This is a genomic window from Massilia antarctica, assembly GCF_015689335.1.
GTDB lineage: Bacteria > Pseudomonadota > Gammaproteobacteria > Burkholderiales > Burkholderiaceae_D > Telluria_A > Telluria_A antarctica.
Map to the genome: position 1 here is coordinate 5,429,413 of NZ_CP065053.1, position 22,317 is coordinate 5,451,729.

Annotated in this window: 15 protein-coding genes; 7 read left to right on the plus strand and 8 right to left on the minus strand. The window is 69.3% G+C overall.

Translation table 11 applies throughout. The features are described from left to right. Positions 1–6: 6 nt before the first annotated feature. Genes flgF through IV454_RS24005 form a run of 6 tightly spaced genes read left to right on the plus strand, consistent with a single transcriptional unit; the run spans position 7 to position 4,404 of the window. Positions 7–1,185, plus strand: a complete 1,179-nt coding sequence (gene flgF / locus IV454_RS23980; protein WP_054262471.1) for a flagellar basal-body rod protein FlgF — start codon at positions 7–9, stop codon at positions 1,183–1,185. Between the two features lie 2 nt (positions 1,186–1,187). After that, a complete protein-coding gene (locus IV454_RS23985; RefSeq protein ID WP_206088169.1) occupies positions 1,188–1,970 on the plus strand; it encodes a FliM/FliN family flagellar motor switch protein in 783 nt (260 codons plus the stop codon). Between the two features lie 37 nt (positions 1,971–2,007). Further along, the gene (locus IV454_RS23990; RefSeq protein ID WP_054262474.1) at positions 2,008–2,352 is read left to right on the plus strand and encodes a FliM/FliN family flagellar motor switch protein; all 345 of its coding nucleotides are present in this window, start codon (positions 2,008–2,010) and stop codon (positions 2,350–2,352) included. Next, on the plus strand, positions 2,349–2,840 hold the full coding sequence (locus IV454_RS23995) for a flagellar biosynthetic protein FliO (RefSeq protein WP_206088170.1): 492 nt from the start codon (positions 2,349–2,351) through the stop codon (positions 2,838–2,840). Before IV454_RS23990 ends, IV454_RS23995 begins: the two co-directional genes overlap by 4 nt. After that, complete coding sequence (fliP, locus tag IV454_RS24000) at positions 2,837–3,625, plus strand: flagellar type III secretion system pore protein FliP (protein ID WP_229521821.1); 789 nt, start codon at positions 2,837–2,839, stop codon at positions 3,623–3,625. The genes IV454_RS23995 and fliP overlap by 4 nt, the downstream gene beginning before the upstream one ends. Positions 3,626–3,645: 20 nt before the next feature. Then, the gene (locus IV454_RS24005; RefSeq protein WP_229522355.1) at positions 3,646–4,404 is read left to right on the plus strand and encodes a sigma-70 family RNA polymerase sigma factor; all 759 of its coding nucleotides are present in this window, start codon (positions 3,646–3,648) and stop codon (positions 4,402–4,404) included. A gap of 39 nt (positions 4,405–4,443) precedes the next feature. Here IV454_RS24005 and IV454_RS24010 read toward each other — a convergent pair whose 3' ends face one another. After that, positions 4,444–5,592, minus strand: coding sequence for a tetratricopeptide repeat protein (locus IV454_RS24010; RefSeq protein ID WP_206088172.1), 1,149 nt, complete (start codon positions 5,590–5,592; stop codon positions 4,444–4,446). Between the two features lie 87 nt (positions 5,593–5,679). Continuing rightward, on the minus strand, positions 5,680–5,979 hold the full coding sequence (locus tag IV454_RS33040) for a DUF2599 domain-containing protein (protein WP_206092808.1): 300 nt from the start codon (positions 5,977–5,979) through the stop codon (positions 5,680–5,682). 104 nt (positions 5,980–6,083) lie between these two features. Here IV454_RS33040 and IV454_RS24020 point away from each other — a divergent pair, with 104 nt between their 5' ends. Next, a complete protein-coding gene (locus IV454_RS24020) occupies positions 6,084–7,454 on the plus strand; it encodes a sigma-54 interaction domain-containing protein (protein WP_206088173.1) in 1,371 nt (456 codons plus the stop codon). 30 nt (positions 7,455–7,484) lie between these two features. Here the strand turns inward: IV454_RS24020 and IV454_RS24025 are convergent, their stop codons facing one another. Genes IV454_RS24025 through IV454_RS24050 form a run of 6 tightly spaced genes read right to left on the minus strand, consistent with a single transcriptional unit; the run spans position 7,485 to position 22,316 of the window. Then, a complete protein-coding gene (locus IV454_RS24025; RefSeq protein WP_206088174.1) occupies positions 7,485–10,763 on the minus strand; it encodes an eCIS core domain-containing protein in 3,279 nt (1,092 codons plus the stop codon). Between the two features lie 13 nt (positions 10,764–10,776). Next, positions 10,777–11,601 carry a hypothetical protein gene (locus tag IV454_RS24030; protein ID WP_206088175.1) on the minus strand — a complete coding sequence of 275 codons (825 nt, stop codon included), beginning with the start codon at positions 11,599–11,601 and terminating at the stop codon, positions 10,777–10,779. 10 nt (positions 11,602–11,611) lie between these two features. Continuing rightward, positions 11,612–16,234, minus strand: coding sequence for an eCIS core domain-containing protein (locus tag IV454_RS24035; protein WP_206088176.1), 4,623 nt, complete (start codon positions 16,232–16,234; stop codon positions 11,612–11,614). Beyond that, the gene (locus IV454_RS24040; protein WP_206088177.1) at positions 16,227–18,392 is read right to left on the minus strand and encodes an ATP-binding protein; all 2,166 of its coding nucleotides are present in this window, start codon (positions 18,390–18,392) and stop codon (positions 16,227–16,229) included. The genes IV454_RS24035 and IV454_RS24040 overlap by 8 nt, the downstream gene beginning before the upstream one ends. Further along, a complete protein-coding gene (locus tag IV454_RS24045; RefSeq protein WP_206088178.1) occupies positions 18,389–20,071 on the minus strand; it encodes a hypothetical protein in 1,683 nt (560 codons plus the stop codon). The genes IV454_RS24040 and IV454_RS24045 overlap by 4 nt, the downstream gene beginning before the upstream one ends. Before the next feature lie 7 nt (positions 20,072–20,078). After that, entirely contained in the window at positions 20,079–22,316 is a 2,238-nt protein-coding gene (locus tag IV454_RS24050; protein WP_206088179.1) for a hypothetical protein, read from the minus strand. Between the last annotated feature and the right edge of the window lies 1 nt (position 22,317).

Consider the following 22,317-nt stretch of genomic DNA (forward strand, 5'->3'; position numbering starts at 1 on the left):
ACGTTCATGATCAATACTATCAACACCGGGATGTCGGGCCTGATCGGCTACTCCAAGGGTCTGCAGGTGATCGGCAATAACCTGACCAATATCAACACCCCCGGCTACAAGGGCGTGGACCAGCAGTTCGCCAGCCTGTTCAGCCAGGAAGGCGCGCAAAACGGCACCGGCACCGGCTCCGGCCTGAACACGCTCGACACGCGCGTGAACTTCAGCCAGGGCCAGATCAACCAGACCGGGCGCCCGCTCGACCTGGCGATCAATGGCCTGGGCTTTTTCATCCTGCGCGATGGCGATGCCACCTCCTACACCCGGGCCGGCCAGTTCCAGTTCGATGCCAACGGCATCCTGGTCGGCTCGGACGGCAAGTCGCGCGTGGCCGGCCTGGGCGCGAACGGCATGCTGCAGGATATTACCCTGGCCGGCTTGCAGAATACCCCCGGCAAGGCCACCACCAGCGTCAAGTTCAGCGGCAATCTGCCGACCCTCCCGACCGGCGACATCACGGTCGGTCCGGTCAATGTGTTCGACGCGGCCGGCGGCCAGCACACCTTGTCGATGACCTTCACCAAGGCCAATCCGACCCCGCCCTTGCCGGCGAATAACGTCAACTATACCGTGAGCGCGAAAGACGAGACCGGCACCGTGGTCGGCACCGGCACCCTGCAGTTCGCCAACGGCAACCCGCTGGCCACGGCCAACGCGGTCCAGCTCAATTTCACGCCCAAGAGCATGGCGCCAATGTCGGTCAAGCTCGACTTTTCCACGAATGTCACCTCGGTGTCGAACGGCGGCACCTCGTCCTTGCTGCCGGGCGAGGTCGACGGTTATGCGATCGGTACCTTGCGCAACCAGACCTTCGACGCCGACGGCGCCCTGACGCTCAATTATTCGAACGGCCAGGCAATCAAGGGCGCCAACCTGGCGCTGGCCAATTTCGACCGCATCGAGTCGCTCGACGAGGTCAGCGGCAACATGTTTACCACCAGGAGCACGGCCCATATCGGCAAGGCCGGCACCAGCCTGTTCGGCACCATCGGCGCCGGCGTGGTGGAAGGCGCCAACGTCGACCTGTCGCAGCAGTTCAGCAATCTGATCATCATGCAGCGCGGCTATCAGGCGTCCTCGCAAATCGTTAGCGTCAGCAACGAGATGATCCAGACCCTGCTCGACATGAGGAAGTAAGCATGCAGGTCAGTCCGTATTGCCTGCTGGGCGCAAGTACCCTGGCGGCGCTGGCGCAGCGCTGCAACACCATGCTCGATGCCTGGGCCGCAGCCTGGGGTGTCGAGCGCGGCGCCTGCACGCTCGAGTGCGCGCGCGCCTGGGACAGCAACGCGCTGTGTCCCGGCCAATGGCAGCGCCACCACGCGCAAGCCGAGCAAGCCGTCTGGATCGGCTGGCCGGACGAGCTGGCGCGCGCCCTGCAAGCGCGCTTGTTTCCGCCCGATCAGCGCCATGCGCCGCAGCCCGCGCGCGGCGCCTCGCTGGCCGCCGAAACGGCTGCGGAAGCGTGCGCGGCCCTGGCCGATGCCCTGGCCGCCGCTGCCGCGCCTGGCGTGAGCGCTCCGGCCGACAGCGGCGCCGCCGCCCCGGCCGCGCGCCTGTTCCGGCGCGGCAGCGGTGCCGTCGTGGTCGCGCTGCGCATCGCCGAACAGCCGATGCTGTGCGTGCTGAACCATGCCTGCCTGGACTTGCCGGCGCCGGAAAAACTCGCGCTGCCGGTGCGCACCGACTTGCGCAAGGTGCTGGGCTACATGCCGGTGACCCTGACTGTTTCCCTGGGCCAGGCCGAGGTCGACGTCAGCCATCTGCTGACCCTGGCCGTGGGCGACGTCATCCGTCTCGAGTCGCATGTGGACCAGCCGGTGACGGTGAACGGTCCCGGCGGCGAGGCGCTGTTCGGCGCCCATCTGGGCAGCGCCGAGGGCGCCATCGTGGTCGAAGCCGTGCGCCATCCTTCCAATTAATTTGCCATCGTCATTTGCCGTCCTTGAAAGAAAAATCATGAGCACCATCAATGCCAATCCAGAACGCGTGAATGCCACCCACGTCGTCGAATTGTCCGACATCGCGCCGCAGACGCCGGCCGGTCCCGCGCTGCTGAGCCAAAACCTGCGCCTGCTGCAAGGCGTCAAGGTCACCCTGAGCGTGGTGGTCGGCGCGATCGAGACGACGGTCGACGAAGTGCTGTCGCTGAAAGAATTTTCCGTGCTCAAGGTCGAGCGTCCGGTCGACCAGCCGGTCGATGTTTTCCTCAACGGCAATCTGGTCGCGCGCGGCCAGCTGGTGGCGGTCGACGACAATTTTGGCGTGCGGGTCACCGAGATCTGCACCGCCACGGCGGCATGAGGCTGCTCAAAGGCGTGCTGGCCGGCCTGATGCTGGCCGCCGCGCTGGCGCCGGCCTTGGCCCGCGATGCCGGCCCGGCGTCGGCATCGGCATTGGCATTGGCATCGGCGCCGGCATCGGCTGCTGGCGCCAGCGTTGCCGCCAGCATCCCGGCGCCGCTGGCGCCAGCCGCGCACAGTGGCGCCCCGATTCCGTTCAAGCAGGATAAACAGCGCGGGGAGACCGATCCGTCGCGCCTGGGCGCCGCCGTGCTGATCGTGCTGCTGGGACTGGGCGCGGGCCTGTACGCCTTGCGCTACAAGCTGCGCCTGTCGAGCACCCCGGCCCCGCTCAAGCTGCTGCGCGTGCTCGACACGCGCCGCCTGACCCCGCGCGCCTCCCTGCACGTGGTCGAATTCGCCGGATCCCAGTACCTGCTCGCGCATAGCGAACAGGGAGTCGTTTGTATCGCCGCCGTTGCCGGCCCAACACCATCGGAGCCGACGTGAGCCGTTTCTTTTCCCTGCCGACCCGCAAGAATACGCTGATCGGCCTGCTGCTGCTGGGCGCCATGTTCGGCTCGGCCTGCGTGTACGCGGCCGAACCGACCCTGTCCGGTCCCGGCTTCCAGTTCCGCCTGTCGGGCGCTGGTACGGCCGGTGCCGGCGAACTGTCGTCGGCGCTCAAGATCCTGCTCGGCCTGACGGTGCTCAGCCTGGCTCCGGCCATCCTGATCTCGATGACCTCCTTCATCCGCATCGTGATCGTGCTGTCGATGCTGCGCCATGCGATGGGCATGCCGGAAACGCCGCCCAACACGGTGATCATCAGCCTGGCCTTGTTCCTGACGATGTTCAGCATGTCGGCGCCGCTGCAGGAGGTCAACAAGCAAGCCTTCGAGCCTTTTGTCGCCGGCAAGATGGCGGCCGACAAGGCGGTGCGCGAAGGCATCAAGCCGATCCGCGAATTCATGGTGCGCCAGACCCGCGAGCAAGACCTGGCGCTGATGGTCGAGTTGTCCAAGGCCGAGCAACCCTCGACCATCGACGACATCAACCTGGTGCAGCTGATTCCCGCCTTCATGCTGTCGGAACTGCGCTCGGCCTTCCAGATCGGCTTCGTGATCTTCCTGCCGTTCCTGCTGATCGACCTGATCGTCTCGAGCGCGCTGATGTCGCTGGGCATGATGATGGTGCCGCCGGCATCGATTTCGCTGCCCTTGAAAATCCTCATGTTCGTGCTGATCGATGGCTGGAACCTGGTGGTGCGTTCCCTGCTGGGCACGTTCTCCTGACGTCCGGCCATCCGACCGTGATGACGATCTCCTTGCCGCGTTCCGCCACCCCCAGCCCGGGCGCGGACATCGCGGACCTGTGGCGCGGCATGCGCGAGGCCGGTGGCGACGCCGTGCGCGAGCGCATCGTAGCGTTCTATCTGCCGTTCGCGCGCATGCTCACGGCCAAGGCGTTCGCCCGGCGTACCTTCCTCGAGCTCGAGTTCGTCGATTTCCTGCAGTACGCGGCCATCGGGCTGATCGAAGCGGTGGACCGCTTCGATCCGGCCCGCGCGATCAAGTTCGAAACCTTCGCCACCCCGCGCATCAATGGCGCCATTCTCAACGGCATCGCCACGTTCACCGAAAAGCAAGAGCAGGTCAGGGCGCGCCAACGGATCACCAGCGAGCGCGTGGCCTCGGTCAAGGAGCGCGATCCGGCCAGCGCCGGTGCCGACGACCTGTTCGTCTACCTGGCCGAGCTGGCGGTCGACCTGGCGCTCGGCTTCATCCTCGACAGCGCCGACGAGATGCCGGAAGACGTGTCGAGCTATCCCGACAATACCTATCGCCGCATCGAAATGGCGCAGCTCGGTTCGCGAGTGAAGGCGCTGGTCGACGGCTTGCCGGACAAGGAAAGGAAAGTGGTGAATTACCACTATATGCAGCAGCTGCCCTTCGATGAAGTCGCTGCCATCATGAATCTGTCGAAGGGGAGGGTGTCGCAACTGCACCGCTCGGCCATTGGCCGCCTGCGCGAGAGCATCGACATCAGCGGGCAGATCGACCTGAGCTGCTGAAGAGGGGCGCCACCAGGGGGATGGGCGGCGCCGGCGCCGCTATTTTTTCGGGCGCATGGAGAGGAAGGTCGACAGATGCTCGAACAAGGTCGGCGTGCCCTCGAGCGGCGACTGGCGCAGCGCCCGTTCGATCAGGCGGTCGGCCAGTTCGGAACGGCCGTCGAGCTTGAGCAGGGCGGCCTGGGTATAGACGGAGCCGAAGTTGGCGGGATCGAGCTTGTTGGCCACGGTCATGGCGTGCCTGGCCTCGTCGATGCGCTGTTGCGTGACCAAGGCCGCGGCCAGGCCACCATGCGATTCGGCAAAGTTGCGGTCGGCCTCGATGGCTGCGCGGAAGGCTTGCTCGGCGCCCACGGCGTCACCCGCATTGAGCTTGGCCCAGCCCAGCGCGATCAGGGTGCCGGCGTGGCCGGGCATGCATTCGCTGGCCTTGGTCATGGCGGCGATGGCGTCGACATTGTTTTGCTTGTGCATCAGGGTCAAGCCCAGGCCGAGCCAGGCGCGGCCGTTATCGCTGCGCTGCGCCAGGATCCGCTCGAACGAAGCGCTGGCGCCATCGATATCCTGCTTTTCCAGGGCCAGCGCGCCGGCCACGGCGTTCGCATCGACGCTGTCGGGATCCTCGGCCAGCACTTGCCGGGCCAGGTCGCCGGCGCGGGCGCGATCACCCATGTCGAAATTGACGAGCGAGAGATAGGCGTTGCTGTCGGCATCGTTGGCGATGCTGGCCCAGTGCTCGCAAGCCGCGTTCGCCGCGTCCAGCTCGCCTTCGTGGTGCAGGCAGTGCGCCAGGTATTTGGCATTGTTGGCATTGTCGATGCCGTTCTGCCGGGCGATCGTGAAGGCGCTGGCGGCGTCGGCATAGCGCTCCTGGTAGTACAGCGCCAGGCCCAGGTTATGGTAGAGCGCGGCGTCGGTTTCGCCGCCGTCGATCAAGCCTTGCAAGGTGGCCGCCGCCTCGCCGAAACGGTGCAGGGCCAGGTAGACCGTGGCCAGGCGTCCGTGCGCCACCGCCGTGCCGGGGGCAAGGGCGATGACCCGCTCGAACGATGCCAGCGCCTGGTCGAGCTTGCCGCCTTGCAGATACAGGTCGCCCAGTTGCATGAGCAGGCTGACGTTGTCGGGATCGGAAGAGAGGAAGGACGCGAAGCGCTCGGTCTGCGCTTGCAATTGATCGGCTAAAGGCATTGTCGTGTTTTCCGCGCGTGAATGTGCCTCATTTTACAATGCCGTTGTATTGCTTGCCAGATAAAGCCATCAGGGCGACGTCCTTGTTCAATCGATGACTTTGCCGCCACCCGGCTGGCCGGGATTGCAGCGTGCATTGACCGTCGCCAGATAGCCGACGTCGCGGCGCCATTCGTCAATATTCCAGCTTGCCTTGTTCGGCTGGACGACGGCAACGACCTGCTGGTGGCAAATGAATTGATTCCTCACGCTCCCGAGGTTGGTATTGAGGCCGCGGTTCTTGTATTTGCTGTACAGCTCGTTCCATCCCCCAACGCCGACCAGATATCCGCCAGCGTTCAGCCATACCGGACCGCGTGGCCTTGCATATGGGCAAGCGGCCGGGATGCGGGCGCCGTTGTATTTTTTATGGCGGTGAAAATTGCCGTATTTCTAATGTGATTAAGGGGCTAAGATGCGTAAGTACACATCCTGGCGAGCTGGGAGGTCGAATGGAACCGGTCGAATGCAGGGTCATCGCCGCACCGGCGCATCTGCAGTGGCTGCAGGATTGGTCTTCCCGAGGCTATCCCGGGGTGTTGCTGCGCCCATGGAGCGCGAACCCTAACCCTGCCGCGCCGCTTGCGGCCGACGCCTGCGATGTGACCCTGATGCTGGTGGGGCGGGATACCCTGGCCTGGGCCAGGCAACAATTGCTGGCCGGCGGGCAGGGCGACAGCCCGGTCGTCGCCGTGACGCGCGGACTGACGGGATCGATGGTTCAAGGCCTGCTGGCGCTCGGGGCCAGCGATTTCGTGGCAAGCGAACATGGCGCCGAGGAGCTGACAACACGCCTGTGGCGGCTGCGCGAACAGCAGCGTCACCGGTGCGCGGCATCGCGTGCGCCGCCAGCTTCCCCTTTGCATCCCTTGCTTTCCAAGCTGGTCGGCAACAGCCTGAACTTCGTCCGGCAACTCGAGCGCATCCCGACCCTGGCGGCGAGCGACGCTGGCGTGCTGATCTTGGGGGAGACTGGCACGGGCAAGGAACTGTGCGCACAGGCAATCCACTATCTCAGCAAGCGCGCATCCCACCCGTGGGTGGCGGTCAATTGTGGCGCGCTGCCCTCCGAGCTGGTGGAGGCGGAGTTGTTTGGCCATGCGCGCGGGGCCTACACCAGCGCGCATCAGGAGCGCAGCGGCCTGGCGGCCGAAGCCGAGGGCGGCACCTTCTTCCTCGATGAGGTCGACAGTATGCCGCTGAGCACCCAGGCCAAGCTGTTGCGTTTCTTGCAGGAGAAGGAATATCGCCCGGTCGGCAGCACAAAAACCAGGCACGCCGATGTGCGCGTGCTGGCGGCCAGCAACGGCGATATCGGATCGCTGGTGCAGCAAGGGCGCTTCCGGCGCGACCTTTATTACCGCCTGAACATTCTCTCCGTCAGCCTGCCGCCCTTGCGTGAGCGCATGGACGACCTGCCGTTGCTCAGCCATCACTTCCTCAAGCGCTTTGCCGGCGAATTCCGGCGCGAGGTGAACCGACTAAGCACGGCTGCGCTGGCAAGGTTGGCGGCCTACTCCTGGCCCGGCAATGTCCGCGAGCTGGAGCACACGCTGGAGCGTGCCGTGCTGCTGTGCCGGGGCGAGACGGTGGAGGCGGGCGACCTCGACCTGCCGGAGTCGCCGGATGGCTGCGCTTGCCTGGAGTTCCGCCACGCCAAGGCGCAGGCCGTGCAGGCCTTCGAGCGGATGTATATCGAACGCATGCTGTTGCTCTGCCAGGGCAATATTACCCATGCGGCCCAGGCCAGCGGCAAGGACAGGCGGGCGTTCTGGCAGTTGGTGCGCAAGCACGGCATCGACGCGGCGCGCTACCGGGGATAGCCGGCGAACCACCCGGGCTCGGCGGCGCCGCTACGGTGTCGAAGGCGGCGGCGTGGCGTAGTCGCTGACCTTGGCCGCGACTACGGGCTCGATATCGTCCGCATTGACCCAGAACTGCCGCAACTCACCGATGGCGGCCGTCTGTTGCTCGGGCATGTCAGGATGGCGATAGTAGCGGGTTTCGCCGAAGCGCGAATTACCTGGCTCGGGGCCCGCCACGAAGCTGTCGAGGCGGCCCTCCGGCGGCTGCCGCTGGGTGATCGGGCGGCCTGCTTCGCTCACTTCGTCCAGTACCTGGTCGATCGGGCGCTTCACCGCGTAGGCGCTGAGCACGGTGCCGCGCTGCGCATCGGCATTGGCCGGCTCGACCAGCACACGGTCGGCGTAGTTGCCGCGCATGAAGCAGTTCCATGCGCCCCCGCCGACCCGGCGGCCCAGCGGCCTGACCCAGGGATCGTCGCCGAGCAGTTGCTGGTCGGACAGGATGGGCTGGGCGCCGCTTGCCGAGCGGAACAGCGGCGTCGCGCTGCCCGACTTGAGGCGGAAGATATTGCCCTGTTCGCCGGCGGGCAAGCCACGCACCTTCGCGCGCATCTCGTCGTCCAACTGGCCGAGGGTGCGCTCGCGGATCGCCAGCAGGGTGTCGGTAATGTCATGGTAGCGTCTCCCCGCGCGGTCCTCACGGTTCACGAAGGCCCGGTAACGGCGCGGCGCGCGGCGTTCTTCCGGGCTGGGGAAGCGCGGCATCTGGGGCTCTTCAATGATGCTGCCGAGGGTCTTCGCCAGGTCGAGGAACAGCAGGTAGTCGCGGTAGTTGCCTATCATCGTGGGCAAGGTTGCCTTGAAGGCGGCGACATCGATATCGATCACATAGCCGTAACTGGGCGAACCGAATACGGCGGTGTCGGGGCGGCTGCCCTGTGGCAGCTGGGTCCGATCGGTCTGGCTCCACACGCCCAACTCGGGGTTGCCGCCGAAGCGGATCCAGAAGTCTCCCTCGGCCTCGCCGAGGGCAATATTGCGCCGCTGACTCTGCAGCACCTGGCCGATCGGTCCGAGGATCTCATTGGCGACGATGAGCAGGCCAAGCCCGCCGGCGGCGAGGCGCGTGCCGCCGCCAAAGCGCGATCCGCCTGCGCCGCCGGGGCCGGCAGGCGGGCGCGTCTGCGCGACCTGGGGCAGGTGCTCGAAGGGGATGGGCTCGACCTCGGTGCGCACGCGGCCATCGGCATCGACGGGCAGCACGCGTCCGCCCGCCACCACCCGATACCACTGGCCGCCCTCGAACACGCCGGCAATCGGCTCGCGGGTGCGCATGTCGCCGACCACCCAGAAGTTATCGTAGCCAATGACGACCAGTTCGCCAGCGCGCGGCAGCTCGCCTGGTGTCGGCGCGATCGTGCGGCCGCCGATGACGATGTCCTTGCCGCTGAAGTTGATGACGTTGGGCGGCACGATGCCGCTGCCGGGGGGCGTGAAGGGGATGGCCAGCGGGCCGCCGGTTGCGCCCGCGCCAGGCGAGCGCAGGGCCGGCACCGGACCGCCCGTGCCCAGCTGCGGCAGGGAGGGAACAGGCTGGGCGAGCGGGCCGCCGGCGCCGCCGGGCGCGGGCAAGGCCGTCTGGGCCGGCTGCGGCGGCGTGGCCGGCAGCGCCTGCGGCGCCATGCCGGGGGCGGCCAGGCGCGGCACGCTGATCGGCGCCGCCGGCAGCAGGCGCACCCGGGTCGATTTGCCCTCGATCGACACCCGGTACAGCTGCCCCTGGATCAGCGCCGTGCCCTGGTTCTCGCTCAGCAGCTGGTTCACCACGTCGGGATCCTGCAGCTGTCCGAGGCTGGCGAGGGGCTTCGGCGTCAGTTGCTGCGCCTGCGCCTGGGCGAGCAGCTGGCGTGCCTGCTGCATCTGGATGATTTGCTGCGCCACCAGCCGGGTCAGGTACGCGATTTCCTCGCCGCTCTGCGCCAGTTCGCGCCGCTCGACCGGCGCCGCCACGCCATGGCCCGAGCGCTCGGTGGTGAAGCTCGCGCCGCGCGGCGCGATCAGCAGCCGGGGGGCGCGCGCCAGGCCGACCACCTCGCGCACCGTGTCCGACAGGCGGAAGGTGCGCGCCACGCCGGGCAGCAGGATCTCGATCTGGTCGCTCGAATGAAGTTCGATCCAGCGGTGGATCTGCTCCTGCCCCTGCACGCCGCCTTGCTCGCCGGACTTGATCTCGGCCAGCTTGAATATCTGCAGGCCAGCGGGGCGCACGGCTGCCACCAGCCCATCGGAGAACAGCACCGGGTCGCTCGGCGTGCCGTCGCTGCGCAGCACCCGGGCGCGCACGCCAAGGAAGAGCTGTGCGTCGGGCGCATCGCGCCGCACATCCTGCAGCGCCTGCTCCAACAGCGGCCGCGCCAGCACTTCCGCCACATTCCCCTGCAGGATATTCAGATGCCCGGCGTTGACCTGGTTGTTCTGGATCGGGGTGTCAAGCATGTTCGACAGACGGTCGGTCAGCGCCTGCGGCCGGGCCGACAGCGCGCCCATGTCCTCGGCCGCCCGGGTCTGGTCATAACCGGCCGGGGCGAGCGCCTGGCCGACGTCGACCGGCGCTGCGGCGGCGCCCGTCAGCTGGCCCTTCGCGTAATCCGGACCCAGCAACTGCTCAAGCCGTTCGCGCGGTGCGCCGCTGGTCTGGCGCAGCGCCCACAGGCGCGGCTTGACCGGGTCTTTTTCACTTCGGCGATAGCTCTGGTAGGCGGCGTCGAGCGCGGCGTCGGTGAAGCCGGGCGCGCCGGTGCGGATCAGCGAGTCGAGCGTGAGCGGCGGCGGGGCGGCGCCAGCCGGCCCTGGCGCGCGCCGCAGCTGCGCGCCGGATCCTTGCCGGGTGTGCGCCAACTCGTGCGCGAGCAGCTTGCGGCCGGCCACGGTGTGCGGCTGGTAACGGTCCTGGGCAAAATAAATGTTCCCGCGCTGGGTGAAGGCTTGCGCGTTCAGGTCGCGCGCCATGCCGGCCGCCGCCGGATCGGTGAACACGCGCACCGACGACAGGTCAGTGCCAAAGAATTGCCCGTACTCGTGACTGATCGCCGGAGGCAGGGGCTGGCCGTCGCTCGCTGCCGGCGCGAGTCTGGCGCCGCCGTCGTGGTGCGTGTGTCCGGCGGCGCCGGCCTGGCTGGCCGCCGCCCCGGCCACCGCCCGCTGGACCTGGAAATTGCCGGCATGGGCCGACCACGGGGCCGACTCGGCCGCAGGCACCGGAGCGGGCGTCGCCGCGCCGCCGGGAAGTGACGGATGCCGTGTCGCGGCGGTTGGCCGGTGTGCCATGCGATTGTGCCCCTCACCCTGTGGACGGGGCAGCGGCCAGCCAGTCAGGCAGGGTTTCCAGCCGGCTCGCGAAACGACGCTCGACGCGCAAGCAATGGCCGTCGCGCTGGAGATCGCCACTGACCGCATAAGCCAGAACCCGGGCGCTATCGCCGCAGGCCAGCTCGAGCGCCTGCGCATAGCGGCCGAGATCGAGCAGGGACGGGCTATCGAAGCTCAGCGCGAGCCGTGTCCTCGCATCCCCGAGCGCGCTGGCCTGAATCTGCCGGATTTGGGCGGCGGTATCGTCGTGCAGGCTGTCCAGGGTGGACCTTGCGAGTCCTTCACAGCCAGCCGGGAACGCGACATCGAGCGTGCAGGCCAGCGTCGGCGTACCGGCCAGCGGCGTGCCGCGATGGCGCTCGGTCCGCTCATGCTGTACCCAGTGCACCTCGCTCGCCGACGGCGCCCCGTCCGCCGGAGGCAAAGTGACAATCGAGTATTCCGCCACATCGAAGAGATCCCCGTACGCCGCGCGCAATTGCCATTCCAGCCGCCCCAGATCGAGCAAGTTGTGACCGAACCAGCCGATCACCAGCGCCGTGAGCAAGTCGGGCCGGGCGGCATAGGTGGAGCTCGGGCTGGCCGGATCGTTGGCGCAGATGAGCACGTCCACCAGGCCGCGCGCGGGCGTGGGAACCGTCGCGTAGGCGTAGTGCGCGCCACCGAGCTCGAGGTCATCCTCGGGCGCCAGCTGTACGCCAAGCAAGGTCTCGACAGGCGTCAGCGGCAGCACGAACGGTTCGGTGCGCAGGCCGCCGTTCAGGCGCAGCGACAGGGGTGGGGGAAATGCAGGCATCGCTTGCTCCTCAGGGGGCGCCTTGCGGCAACGGTAACCGTGGTCCCGCCTCGGCCGCGCTGCTGGGGCGGATTTTGAAGTTTACCGGGAAAGCGATGCCGGTGGCGTCCAGTACTCCCTGGCGGGCCGCGCTATCGACCCCGGTCAGCTTGAGACGGGCAAGATCGGTCGGGCTGATCGGGTTGGTCGACGCCACCTTGCCACCGCTCATCGGTACATGCAGCCGCTGCGCTTCGGCAAACAGCGCATCCGAGATGATGGCGATATCATAGTCGCTCAGCCGCCCGAGGCCGAACGGCGCGCCGCTCGGCCCGTGTGGCGCGGCGATGCGCTCGAAGCGGCGGCCGGTGACCCCGCTGCCCTCGATGGCGAGCTGGGCTCCGGGCGAGCGCGCTTCGACGGCCGCGCCGACCCGTGTCGAAAATTGTTGAAAGGCGGCCCGGTCGAAGAAGCCGAAGGGATAGTCGACCTGCGGGTCGACCACGGTGCGGGCCGGCTCCCCCGGTTTGAGCTCGAGCGGCGGCCGCCCCAGCTCCTTCTGGGCCTGGCTGAGGGCCCGGGCCTGCGCCTCGGCTTCGAGCTCGGGCACCAAAAATTTCCCGAGCTGCTCCTTGCCCTCCTTGCCGAAGATCTCTTTGCGCGAGGCCAGCAGTTGATCCAGATAGCCTTGATACAGTTCTTCCGCCCGGCGCGCGACGGCCGGATCGTTGGCCAGCTTCGCGAAGTTGGGCGTTGACAGCCTGGGCTGGAAGGCGAGACCTTTGCCGACCAGATGTTCGCTCTCGGTCAGTTTGCCGAGCAGCGATTTGAGCGTATTGCGGCTGGTCGCCTCGCTCTTCGACACCGCGCCGCCGGCGAGATTGGCCTCCATCGTTTCCACCTGCGTGATCAGGTCCTTGAGGCGGCTGATCTGTGCCGGATCGGCCGCCTTGTCCAGCGCCGCCTTGAGCACATCGCGCACCCGGGTGCACCAGCTGCACAGGACGAAGAAGGCGCCGTGCTCTCCCTCGACCAGCTTGAGCGTATGGCGTTCGCCGAGCAGGGTGAGCGGTTCCTCGAGGATGCTGGCCGCTTCGGCCAGCCGGGCCATGTCGCGCCACAGCACGTTGGCCTGCTCGGCGGACAGGTGTTTTTCGAGCTGGGCGAACAGCCGTTCGGCCTCGCCAGTATTGCCCGCGCGCATAGCACTGCGCGCCGCTTCCAGGGTCTCGGTCGCGCCGGCCTTGGCCAGGGTGCGTTCGACGCTGGCGCCGAGCAATTTGTCGGCCGCGCTGCGCAGGCCGGCGCCGACCACCGGCAGGGCCGCGCCGAGCACGCCGCCAGCGGCCAGCCCCAACATGCCGCCGATCAGCGCCGCGCGGCCCACCGCAACCAAGCCCCGCCACACGCCGGCGCGCCAGGTGCGGCTATCGGTCATCGCATTCGCCGCTTCGCTGACAAAGCCGGAGAAGGCGCCATCGATCGCCGCCTCGACCGAGCCGGCCGCGACCCGGTGCAGCAGCTTGCCGCTGGCTTGCTCGGCCACTTGGCCGCCGACCTTGGCGGCATTGGTGAGGAAGGCCTTGCCGCCCAGGCCGACCAGCTCCGCGCCCTTGGCGCCGAGCGCGGCGCCGACGACGGCCAGCGCGGCATCGATTCCGCCGAGCAGCGCATCGCGCGCACCCTCGCCGCCGACCGGGTTGTAATAGTCGGCGCCGAACATTTCGCGGGTGACCACACGGGCACCGCCGCCGGCCGCGGCGGCCGCGATCACCGCAGGCGCCGTGACGCCGCCGGTGCCGATGACGATCAGGGTGCCGGCGATGGTCGCGGCGACCATGCCGGCCACTTCGCCGGCGGTATTGCTGGCCTCGGTGAACTCTTCCGTGCGGTGGTTGAATTGGTCATAGAAGGCGGCCAGTGTGCCCAGCTCGATCGTCGTCAGCTTGGGCGGTTTGCGCTCGCGCAGCTGCAGCCAGCGCGCGCCGAATTCGCGGCCGGCGGCCAGCATGGTCTCGTCGGTTTCGGTGAACAAGGCGCTGGCGCCGCGGCCCAACGCCAGCCGCGCCCCGATCCGCTCGTACATCAGGGCGGCGGCATCGTATTTGCCCTCGTCGGTCGCCATCTCCTGCGCCGTCGGTTCGGTCCCCAGGGCCGCATCGAGCACGGCCTCGATGCCGGCGCTATCGACGGCGCCGAGCGTGGTCTGCGATTTGCGCAGATTGGCGTCGAATTTGCGGTAGGCTGAGAGGGCGTCCTTTGCCTTGTCGTCGGCCGGCTGGCGTCCGCTCCTGGACAGCACGTAGCCCAGCCGTAACTGGGTGCGCTCGGCCTCGTCCATGCTCGACAAGGCCGCGCGCAAGGTCTCGACGTCGCCGCTGAAACCAAGAATCTGTTCCGTTGGAATCCGCTTGCTCTTGAGGATCTCGAGCATGATGTCGCGCTGCTGGCCGTGGACCCGGGCGAAGGTGTCGAAGGGGCTGCTGGCGGTATCCTCGAAGCGCTTCTTCCAGTCCTCACGCAGGGCGATCTGCAGCACCAGCTGAAAGAACTCGCCACAGCGCGCGTTGTTGAGCGCGAGCGTGAGCTCGGTCAGTTTCTCGACGAAGGGATCGGCGCTGATGAACGAGAGCACCCGGCGCCGCTGCGAGCCGACCATGCCGTTGATCACGCGCTTGACGTCCTCATCGTCGACCAGGCGCTGGCGCAGACTGGCATTGGCCTCGGCCTGCTTCTGGTCGCGTTCGGGCGGCGTCAGCTTGACGGCGTCCGCGATCGGCGGGGCTCGCAACTCGAGGATGGCGTTGCGCACCGCATCTTCGTCGGCGCCGCCGATGCTGGCGGCCATCATGATGCGCTGCTTGGCAGCGGCAAAGGCGAACTCGGTGCGCTCGCCCGGATCGGCGATGGCGCTGCCGAGTTTGTGGGCCATGGCGCCGAAGGCGTCGGGCGAATCGGCGGCGTCGGCCAGGCGGCCAAGGAAACTGGTCGGATCGAGCTTGCCTTTGCCAAATTTCACCAGCGCTTCCAGCTCGCCCAATTCGGCCAGCCTGGCCCTGGCTTTGTCCAGCTCTTCCGGCGGCAAGGTGGTCACGGCAAGGGTAGCGCGCAAGCCCTTCTGCTCGGCCAGCAAGGCGATGGCGCGGTCCACCACGGCCTGGATCGCCTCCTTGTCGTCGATCCTGCTCTCGGTGGCCAGCCGCAGCCGTGCGATCAGCGCTTCAGCCTCGGTCCCCGTGGACAGCGTTCCCAGCAGCTTGAAGCGGTCGGCCGACAACAGATGATGCAGATCCATGTTCCGCTTGTTGTAGAAATCCTTGCGCTCGGACGGGGTCAACGCCCAGATCGCGTCGAACACCAGATCCTCGTCGTCAGACACGACGCCTGGCGCACGGGTCAGCAGGTGCTCGGCGGCGGCGTATTTTTTCTCCGGATCGATCAACAGCCGGGCGTCGTATTCCTCCTTGACGCCCATCTTGGCGTAGATTGCCTCCAGTCTGGCGGACTCGGCACTGGCGGCGGAGCGCTCATCCGCGCTGGCATTGCGGATGATATCGAGCTGGGCCTGTTCGATCTCGCGATAACCCTCGTCGTACAGCTCGAGCTTGTCGATCAGCGGTAACACGGGGAGGATCAGGCGTAATCCTTCCTCGGCGGTGGCGCCGGTCTTCTTGGCCGCCGTGCCACCGGGCAGCAGTGTCGACAAGGTGGCCAGCGCCGGGCCGATAGCGGGCGGGGCCAGTGCCGCGGCGAACGGAAGCACGCGCGCCGCGGTGCCGAGGGCATCGGCAAGGCTGCGGTGGCTCATCAGCCAGCGTTCGAGCTTCTGGCCGGCGGCGCCTTCCACCGCGCTGCGCAGGGCGCACAGCTCGGGCACGCCCTTGCCCCTCATGCTGGTGACGACGATGTCGACATCGCCGTCGCGCACCGCCTTGGTGACCGTGTCCGTGTCCGGGTTGGCACGCGGCGGCCCGGACACGGTGCAGGTGGCGGCACGCTGCAGCCGCTGCCCGGCATCGGGTCTTCCCGACTGCTGGACGGTGTGTGCCAGCTCATGCGCAAGAAGATGTTGGCCGCCGCCGGTCTGCGGGTCGAAACGGCCGCGCCCGAAATAGATGTCGCCGCCGCGCGTGAAGGCTTGCGCCGCCAGCGCATCGGCCGCCGTGTGGGCCGCTGCGCCGGTATGCACCCGGACGTCGCTCAGGTCGCGGTTGAAGAAACGCCCGAAGTCGCGCTGCAGATGCGGCGACAGCGCTTGGCCATGACCGGCGCCGATCGCGGCGCGCTCGCCGCCAAGGCGTGGCGCGGCGGCGCCGGCCTTGCGCGCGATTGGCGCCTCGTCCGCGCAGCCGGCGCACTGGCGCTGGATCGTCGCGCCGCCGCGCGCGCCGAGGCTGGGTGCCGCCTGGCCGCTGACAAAGGCGTCGGCGGCGCGATCGGCTTCCTGCTCGTCCGGATCGCCCGGCTGGCTGACGGTGAGCCTGGCCTGGATGCCGAGGGCGCGCAAGGTGTCCTGGTTGGCGCCGGCCTGGCGCGCTTCCGGAGCGGCTTGCGGCTCGGGCGCCGCCGGCCGCAGCGGCGCGGCCGCGCGGCGTGCGATGCGGCGCGCAGTGCGTTCGCGCGTCGTATAGCGCGCCTTGGGCTGCTCAGGCATGGCCGTCCAGTGCCGCTGGGTCGCCGGCGGCCGGGCGCGCCAGGTCCGGCTCCTGCATCAACATGCCGTAATGCTCGCGGAACTCGGCCACCGTCGGCACCTTGCCGCGCTTGGCGTATTGGCGCGCGATGGCGCGCAGCGCGTGGCCGAGGCCGATGGCGGCCTGCTCCTGGGCCGCGTGGTAGGCCGCGTCGAGCACGATGTTGCGGATGTCGCCGCCGGTAAGCGGGAACTGGCGCGCGAGGAAAGCGAAGTCGAGGTCGGGCGCGGTGGGCGCCGTGGCGGGGAACATGCCGCGCCACAGTCGCTCGCGGCTGGCGCCGTCGGGGTGCGGGAACTCGACCACGAACTGCATGCGGCGCGAAAACGCTTCGTCGATGTTGCGCGCGAGGTTGGTGGCGAGGATCACGATGCCCTCATGTTCTTCCATCTTCTGCAGCAGGTAGGCGGTCTCGATGTTGGCGTAGCGGTCGTGGGCATCCTTGACCTCGGCGCGCTTGCCGAGCAGGGCGTCGGCCTCGTCGAGGAACAGCACGGCATTCGCCCGGTGCGCGGCGGCGAAGGCGCGGTCGAGGTTTTTCTCGGTCTCGCCGATGTATTTCGAAATCACCGCCGCCAGTTCGATGCGCTGCAGCTCCAGCTGCAAGGTCTTGGCGATGATGGCGGCGGCCATCGTCTTGCCGGTACCCGAGGCGCCGGCGAACATGACCTTGATGCCGCGCGCGCCGCCGATGCGCGCGCCGAAGCCCCATTCGTCGAGCACCCGGTAGCGCAGCTCGATGGCGCTGAGCAGGTCGGCCAGGCGCCGGCGTACATCGGGCGGCACCACCAGGTCGTCCCAGTCGAACGGCGTGCCGATGGCGCGGGTGGTGCCGCCGGCGCCGTCGAGCGAGGCGGCGCGCGCGGCGCTGAACAGCTGCGCGGCCGAAGGCAGGCTGTCTCCGGCCAGGGTGGCGGCATGGCGGGCCGCGGCCGCAGCCTGGCGGATGCGGCCCGGGCCGAGCGCGAAACGGTCGGCCAGCGCCTCGACCGGCGCGCTGTCGGCCTGGGTATCGAGCGCGGCGCGCCAGAGGCGGGCGCGGCCGCGCGTGTCGAGATCGGCGAGACGGATCTCCAGCGCCAGGGTATCGGGCAGCAGTTCGCGCCAATGCACGCCGGCCGTCGCCGCCAGCAGCAGCGCCGGCGAGCGCGAGGCCAGGCGGCGCAGCGGCGCGGCGATGGTTTCCAGCGGGCGCAGCTCGGGATCGAACAGCGCATCGAGCGGCGCGGCGGCGATGCCGATGCCGAGCACCCGCTGCATCAGCTCGGCGGCGTTGAAGGCCTTGGCCGGCGCGGCAGCGCCGGCCAAGGCGGCAAGGTCCAGCACCAGGGCCGGGCAGTGGGCGCGGACGAACATATCCTGCGCCGCGAGGGCGGCGTCGCCGGCCGTGGCGGCGACCAGCACCAGCGGCGGCAAGGCCACCCCCTGGTCGAGCGCGCGGGCGGCATTGCCAAGCAGCGCCTGCGCCTCCGGGTGCAAGGCGTCGGCCGGCAGCACGGCCTCGGCGTGGCTGGCGCGGGCGACGCCGACCAGCCGCTCGTCGACGTAGGGCAGGCCTTGCAGCCAGCCCGCCACGGCGGCGGCGAGGCGCAGTTCGCGCTGGGCGCGCGGCAGTTCGCGCTGGCCGGGTACCACCTCGATCGCGCCGCTGGCGGCCAGCCGGGATTCGGGCGCGAGCAGGCCGCGCAGCGCTACCCGGTGCGCGCCGTCCTGCCCCAGCAGGCGGGCGGCCAGCTCGGCGTTCGGCCATTTGCGGCTGACATCATTGTTCAGATAGGCATACAGGGTCTCGTATTTCGGGTCCAGTTCCGGTGCCAGGCAGACCAGCACCAGGTCGCGCTCGTCGTCATCGAGCGCCAGTGCGCGCGCCAGGTGCGTCCATGGCGAGGGCGCGGCGGCCTGGCGCAGCGCGCCGATGTCGATCGCCGCCATTGGCGCGGCATCGGCGGCCTGGCCGGCGCGCACCAGTTCGTCCACCTGGCGGTCGCTGATATACAGGCCGCGCAATTCATCGAGCGACAGTTCGTAGCGCGCACGCAGGCGCCCGATCTCGTGCAGGATCAGCGCATCGAGCCGGGCCAGTTCCGGTGCGAAGGCGGCGAGGGCGTCGGCGATCACGGCGCGCTCTCCGGCTGCAAGGCCAGGATGCGGCCGTCGGGCAGGACCACCTTGGTGCGCTTCAGCCCGGCCAAGGTCAGCAGCACGTCGAGTGGCGCGCGGCCGGCATGGACGGTGATATGACCGTCGCCGATGGCGACATCGGCGCCCTGGCTCAGGCACTGGCTGCGCAGATGGCCGGGGCTCGCTTCGTCGCAGCCGGGCAGGCGCGCGGCGAATTCGCGCAGCAAGTTCAGTGCGTTGAGCCCGAGCGCGCGTTCGAGTTGTGTGCGGCCGCTGCGCAGCGGGTCGTGCGCCCGCCACCAGGCGGCTGTGGCGGGCAGCCCGGCGTCGGGCCGATCCTGGGCGGCGTCCGGCGCGCACGGGCGCAGCGCGATGATCGTGCCGCGCGCCGCTTCGATATGCGCCAGGCGGCGCTGCCCACCATGGCCGAGGATCACGCTGGCGCCGGCCGCCGCCTGCGGCGCCGGGAGGGCGAGCGCGTTTGCCAGCAAGCGCTGGCGGCCTTGGGTCCAGGGCCCCGCGCGCGGGTCGTCGCCGATGCCAAGCGCGCGGCGCAGTACGCTGTCGGCTTCGATGGACGCGCATGCCTGCCCGCCCAGCGCGCGGGCGACCACGGCCAGCGCCAGGCGGGCGGCGAGGGCGTTCGCGGCGCCAGGACTGGCCAGCCGCAAGCGCGCCTGCCAGCGCGCCCACCAGCCGAGGTGCGCCAGTTGCACCAGCAGCAGCCAGGCGCCGCCATGCGGGCAATACCAGCGCTCGGCTGTCCCGCTGGCGGCCGGCGCCAAAGCGCGCAGGCGCGCCACCAGCCCGGCGCAGTCGGCATCGAGCCAGGCGGCCAGCGGCGCGTCGGCCAGCCCGGCCGTCCGGCAGCAGGCGGCAAGCAGGCCGGCCGCCGCCAGGTCCGCATCGAGCAAGGCGTTCAGATCGCCCGCACGCGCAGCCTGGCGCAGCTGGTCGAGCCAGTCCAGCGCATCGAGCCCGGCCGTGCTGGCGTGATCCGGCCCGATCCGGCCCAGCGCCACCAGCCATGCCAGCCGGCGCCGGGGGGCGCCGGCTGGCATGGCATCGATCAGCCGCAACAAGGTGGCCGGCGGCGGCGCCGGAGCGCCGGAGGGGCCGGCCAGCAGATGGGCCAGCAGGCGCCCGGCGTCGGCGCTGCCGAGGCTTTCCAGCACGCGCCGCAGCGCGTCCCCGGTCAGCCTGGCCAGCGCCGTGCGGCCAGCGTCGCCCTCGGCGATCAGCAGCGTCCGCAGCGCGCCGGAGACGGGCAGCAGCTTGAGGCCGTCGAACTCGTCGAAGCACCACTGGCGCCAGGCGCTGCCGTCGGCGAGGGCGAGCAGGAAGGCCGCCAGGTATTCGGCCCGGTCGCGGAAGGCGAGCGCGCGCGCCGGCTGCGCCTCGCTCGCGGCCAGGGCGGCGGCCAGGGCCTTGGCCAGCGAATCGGCCAGCCGGGTGTCGCTCCAGGCGGCGTTCAGCGGGCAGTCGAACACCAGCCGCTCGATAAACAGGTAGGCTGGGTCGCCGCAATCCGGCCGGCGGCGGGCGATGGCCTGCGGCACGTGAGCGCGGAACACCTCGCGCAGCCGCGCCAGCAGCGCGCCGGCGCGATCCGGCACCGCGCTGGCGAGCAGCGCGAAACGCAGGCGGTCGATGCTGACACTGTCGGTGGCGCCCATGGCCGCCTCAGGTCGCACCGAAGGCGATGAAGCTGAAGGCGGTATCCTGCACGTCGGGATCGTCGTTCCCGGTGATGTCGCGCGTGTGGACCTGGAAGCTGACTGCATTGACGGCGCGCAGGGTCAGCACGTTATCGTCGTTGATCGAGTCGATCGGCGTGGCGACCACGATCGGCGGACCGTTGAAGGGCGGAGCGAAGATGACGATGTAGTCGCCGGTCGCGGTACGGCTGGCGACAAAGCCGCTGCCGATGCCGGCCCCATTCGCGCCGACCTGGCCGATCACCGCGCGCAGCGGCAGGTTGGCGCCGACCGCGAACAGGTTCGGCATCGCGCCGAACAGGATATTGCCCTGTACTTCGAGCTTCTGGCTGGCCGGCACCCTGCCCACGCCGACATTGCCGTCGCCCGCCAGCGCATTCATCACGATATGGCGGTCGGGCGGGCCGCCGGGGTGGGTGCTGCGCAGGTGCAGGTCGGACGTTTCGGTCTGCAGGTCCACCGCGCTGCCGTCGGTGCGCATGTCCAGCACGCGCGCGCCGGGGATCCCGGTCACATTTTGCAGCCTGAGCCTGGCGCCATGGATGTGCACCCGGGTTTGCGGATCGACGGTGCCGACGCCGATGTTGCCTCCCGCCTGCAGGAACAGCCGACCTTCCTGGGCGCCGGTCTCGCCGAAGTTGAGGTGTTTGCCGCCGCCGCCCGCGCGCAGGTTCAGATGCCATTTGGTGGCGCCGCCGGTGTCCTCCAGGCTGATCAGATCCTCCACACCGGGGGCGCCTTGCTGGGCACGCACGGCAAGGGGACTGAGCGGGGCGGTGGCGCCGATCCCGACCCGCCGCTCCGCTGTCGCATACAGCACGCCTTCCCACGGCTGGTTGCCGAAGCGGTGGGCGAGCTTGAGCGCGCCCGCTGGCTGGCTGCCCAGTTGCATGATCCATTTGTGGGCGCCGACGTCGGCGCCACCCTCGAAGCGGATGGTGGGCTGGGTGCCCGCCAGGCGCAGCGCGCCATCGTCCTTGCCGTCCCAGTCGCCCTTCACTTCGAGGGCGGCGTGCGGGGTGTCGGTGTTGACGCCTGCGCGCCCCTCGTCGTCGTTGCCGTCCACGCCGCTCTGCACCACAAGCCGCGGCGCGATGCCGCTGACCCCGGCGACGGTCTGCTCCGGGCCGACATACAGCTTGTTGTTCTTCTGCGTGCTGGCGCCGATGGCGACACGCAACTGGCGCTTGCCGTCGTCGCTGGGGCTGTCGTCGCCGGCGCGGGCCAGATACAGCGGCGTGCCGCGCGCTTCGCCGTCGGCGTCGCGCAGGTGCAGCTTGCCGCCATTGATCTTGGCGTCGCCGCCCACCCGCAGATTGCCTTCGACCCAGACCAGGTCCGAGCGGTAGGTGAGCGCCTTCTCCGGATTGCCGAGCAGCCGCGCGTAGCGGTGCAGCGCGGCGGGGTCTTCGAAACGGTCGTGCAGGACAATGGCGCCATCGGCGGCCTCGATGCGCTCGGCCACCGCGCCGATATGCCGGCGCAAGGCGCGGATGCGGCCATCGGCATGCTGGTCCTCCTTCAGTGCGCGCCTGGCGAAATAGCCGAGCGCGTCCTGGCGGGCGATCCAGCGCACATAGCCGACCGGCAGCAGCCAGCGCGGCGGCTTGCCGGCTCCGGGAAAGCTCTGGTGCGGCACCGCGCCGTCCCATAAGGTGCCGGCGGCCGGGTCGAAGCCGGTCAGCGCGTCCTGCGCCGGCATGCTTTGGGTGCCGATGGTGACCGGTGCGCGCTGCTCGCCCGGAGCCTGCTTGCCGATGACGAAGCGGAAAGCGGCGCCGATGCGGGCGTTCTGGTCGTCGCCGGCGCAGGTTTCGAAGCCGGGCGGCGCATTCTTGCCGGCCACTTCATCGTAGGCGAGCCAGACCGGCACCAGGCGGCCGCCGCCGCCGGGGGCGTCCAGGGTCGTGTGGAACGCTATCTCGGCGAACAGCGATTCGGCCAGCCGGGTGGGCCGAATCACCGCCAGCGGCCGGCCGAAACCGTCCCAGCCGAAGCCGGGCTGCAGCACCACCTCGACCCGGTCCGGCGCCCCCGGCGCGTCGCGCTCGGTGAGCCCGAGCCCGAGCGCGATGCCCCAGGTGTGCGGGCCCAGGGCATGGCGCGCGTCGCCCGTGCGCAGGTAGTCGATGATCGCCGTGAGGTCGTCGGCCGACAGGAACTGGCCCTCGAAAAAACGCGGCCGTTGGTCTTGCATGTCCATG

Bases quoted from the DNA above. Each gene is read 5' to 3' on its own strand.
- IV454_RS23990 (WP_054262474.1), top strand. From the start codon at position 2,008: ATGAGCACCATCAATGCCAATCCAGAACGCGTGAATGCCACCCACGTC.
- IV454_RS24030 (WP_206088175.1), bottom strand. From the start codon at position 11,601: ATGCCTGCATTTCCCCCACCCCTGTCGCTGCGCCTGAACGGCGGCCTG.
- IV454_RS24050 (WP_206088179.1), bottom strand. From the start codon at position 22,316: ATGGACATGCAAGACCAACGGCCGCGTTTTTTCGAGGGCCAGTTCCTG.
- flgF (WP_054262471.1), top strand. From the start codon at position 7: ATGATCAATACTATCAACACCGGGATGTCGGGCCTGATCGGCTACTCC.
- IV454_RS24005 (WP_229522355.1), top strand. From the start codon at position 3,646: ATGACGATCTCCTTGCCGCGTTCCGCCACCCCCAGCCCGGGCGCGGAC.
- IV454_RS24025 (WP_206088174.1), bottom strand. From the start codon at position 10,763: ATGGCACACCGGCCAACCGCCGCGACACGGCATCCGTCACTTCCCGGC.
- IV454_RS23985 (WP_206088169.1), top strand. From the start codon at position 1,188: ATGCAGGTCAGTCCGTATTGCCTGCTGGGCGCAAGTACCCTGGCGGCG.
- IV454_RS23995 (WP_206088170.1), top strand. From the start codon at position 2,349: ATGAGGCTGCTCAAAGGCGTGCTGGCCGGCCTGATGCTGGCCGCCGCG.
- IV454_RS24010 (WP_206088172.1), bottom strand. From the start codon at position 5,592: ATGCCTTTAGCCGATCAATTGCAAGCGCAGACCGAGCGCTTCGCGTCC.
- IV454_RS24045 (WP_206088178.1), bottom strand. From the start codon at position 20,071: ATGGGCGCCACCGACAGTGTCAGCATCGACCGCCTGCGTTTCGCGCTG.
- IV454_RS24035 (WP_206088176.1), bottom strand. From the start codon at position 16,234: ATGCCTGAGCAGCCCAAGGCGCGCTATACGACGCGCGAACGCACTGCG.
- IV454_RS24020 (WP_206088173.1), top strand. From the start codon at position 6,084: ATGGAACCGGTCGAATGCAGGGTCATCGCCGCACCGGCGCATCTGCAG.